Here is a 2,993-nt window from a genome sequence, read left to right on the forward strand (position 1 = left end):
TCTCGGGGATGCCGGGCTCCTGGATGTTCTCACCCTTGACGATGGCCTCGTAGACCTTGACGCGGCCGAGGATGTCGTCGCTCTTGATGGTCAGGAGTTCCTGCAGGGCGTAAGCGGCTCCATATGCTTCGAGCGCCCACACCTCCATCTCACCGAAACGCTGTCCACCGAACTGCGCCTTACCACCCAGCGGCTGCTGCGTGATCATGGAGTACGGGCCCGTCGAACGAGCGTGGATCTTGTCGTCGACGAGGTGGTGGAGCTTCAGGATGTACATGTAACCGACCGAGATCGGGTTCGGGAACGGCTCACCGGAGCGGCCGTCGAAGAGCTGCGTCTTGCCCGAGGACCCGATGAGGCGTTCGCCGTCGCGAGTCGGCGTCGTGGAGTCCAGAAGACCCTCGATCTCGATCTCGAGCGCGCCGTCGAATACCGGGGTGGCGACCTTCGTGCCGGGAGCGGCACTGAAGGCGTGCTCCGGAAGACGAGCAGCCCACTTGGGCTTGCCCTCAACCTGCCAGCCCTGCTTGGCGATCCAGCCGAGGTGAGTTTCGAGGACCTGCCCGAAGTTCATTCGACCGGGGATACCCAGCGGGTTCAGGATGATGTCAACCGGGGTTCCGTCGGCGAGGAACGGCATGTCCTCGATCGGCAGAATACGGGAGATGACACCCTTGTTACCGTGACGACCGGCAAGCTTGTCGCCCTCGGTGATCTTGCGCTTCTGGGCGATGAACACGACAACGCGCTGGTTGACGCCCGAGCCGAGCTCGTCGTCGCCGTCCTGCGAGTCGAACACCTTGACGCCGATGATCGTTCCACGCTCACCGTGAGGAACCTTGAGTGAGGTGTCGCGCACCTCGCGGCTCTTCTCGTTGAAGATGGCGCGCAGCAAGCGCTCCTCAGCGGACAGCTCGGTCTCGCCCTTGGGCGTGACCTTGCCGACGAGGATGTCGCCGGGGCGAACCTCGGCTCCGATGCGGATGATGCCACGCTCGTCGAGGTCGGCGAGGAAGTCGGGCGACACGTTGGGCAGGTCGCGAGTGATCTCTTCCTTGCCCAGCTTGGTGTCGCGAGCGTCAACCTCGTACTCTTCGATGTGAATCGAGGAGAGGGTGTCGTCCTTCACCAGGTTCTGGCTCAGGATGATCGCGTCCTCGAAGTTGTAGCCTTCCCACGGCATGAATGCCACGAGGAGGTTCTTTCCGAGGGCGAGTTCTCCCTGATCGGTCGCGGGACCGTCGGCGATGACCTCGCCGACCTCAATGCGTTCGCCCGCATTGACGATCACGCGGTGGTTGAAGCTCGTGCCCTGGTTGGAGCGCGAGAACTTGCGCAGGTAGTAGTCCTGCGTTCCGCCCTCGTCGAGCTGAATGGTGACGACATCCGCCGACACCTCGGCAACGACACCGGCCTTGTCGGCGGTGAGCACGTCGCCGGCGTCGATGGCCGTGTAGACCTCCATGCCGGTTCCGACCAGCGGGCTGTCGCTGAGCAGGAGCGGAACGGCCTGACGCTGCATGTTCGCGCCCATGAGCGCGCGGTTTGCATCGTCATGGTCGAGGAACGGGATGAGCGAGGTCGCTACCGACACCATCTGGCGCGGGGAGACGTCCATGTAGCCGATCTCTTCCGCGGGGAAGAGGTCAACCTCTCCACCCTTCTTACGGGCGAGAACGCGGTCTTCCGCGAAGTGCGAGTCCTTGGTCAACGGTGCGTTGGCCTGGGCGACGATGAAGTCGTCCTCTTCGCTGGCGGTGAGGTAGTCGATCGTCTCGGTGACCTTGTTGGCCACAACGCGACGGTACGGGGTCTCAATGAATCCGAAGGCGTTGATTCGCGCGAACGAGGCGAGCGAACCGATCAGGCCGATGTTCGGGCCTTCCGGGGTTTCAATGGGGCACATGCGGCCGTAGTGCGAGGGGTGAACGTCTCGCACCTCGACGCCTGCGCGGTCACGGGACAGTCCACCCGGGCCCAGCGCAGACAGGCGACGCTTGTGCGTCAGTCCGGCAAGGGGGTTGTTCTGGTCCATGAACTGCGACAGCTGCGAGGTACCGAAGAACTCCTTGATCGCGGCGACGACGGGGCGCACGTTGATCAAGGTCTGCGGGGTGATCGCTTCGATGTCCTGCGTGGTCATGCGCTCGCGAACGACGCGCTCCATGCGGGAGAGACCGGTGCGAACCTGGTTCTGGATGAGCTCGCCGACGGCGCGGATACGACGGTTACCGAAGTGGTCGATGTCATCGATGTCGATCGAGATATCGGTCTTCTTGCCCTCGCGGAGGCCGACAATCGTGGAACGGTTGTCGTGCAGGGAGACCAGGTACTTGATGGTGGCCAGGATGTCCTGGAGCGTCAGTACGGAGTCACTCAGCGGAGCCTCGAGGCCGAGCTTGCGGTTGATCTTGTAGCGACCAACCTTGGCCAGGTCGTAGCGCTTGGAGTTGAAGAAGAAGTTGTCCAACAGGGCGCGGGCAGCCTCAGCGGCGACCTGCTCTCCCGGGCGCAGCTTGCGGTAGATGTCCTTGAGGGCCTCTTCCTTGGTAAGGATGTTGTCCTTTTCCAGGGTGAGCTCGATGGACGGGAAGCCCTTGAACTCTTCGAGGATCTCTTCGCTCGTGAGGCCGAGGGCCTTGAGGAAGACGGTGACGGACTGCTTGCGCTTGCGGTCGATGCGCACGCCAACCTGGTCGCGCTTGTCGATCTCGAACTCAAGCCAGGCACCACGGCTCGGAATGACGCGAGCGGAGTAGATGTCCTTATCGGAGGTCTTCTCCTGCTGGCGGTCGAAGTACACGCCGGGCGAACGCACCAGCTGCGACACGACGACACGCTCGGTGCCGTTGATCACGAAGGTGCCCTTGGGCGTCATCAGCGGGAAGTCGCCCATGAAAACGGTCTGAGTCTTGATCTCACCCGTGAGGTGGTTCATGAACTCAGCGTTCACATAGAGGGGTGCGGAGTAGGTCTTACCCTTTTCCTTGCAC

At 62.6% G+C, this 2,993-nt stretch carries 1 protein-coding gene; it reads right to left on the reverse strand.

Features of this window, described 5'->3' with window-relative positions; translation table 11 throughout:
- A partial coding sequence (locus tag JF66_RS15080; RefSeq protein WP_035879332.1) for a DNA-directed RNA polymerase subunit beta occupies window positions 1-2,993 on the reverse strand: 2,993 nt, incomplete at both ends.

The sequence above is a fragment of the Cryobacterium sp. MLB-32 genome (assembly GCF_000738085.1).
Taxonomy (GTDB): Bacteria; Actinomycetota; Actinomycetes; order Actinomycetales; family Microbacteriaceae; genus Cryobacterium.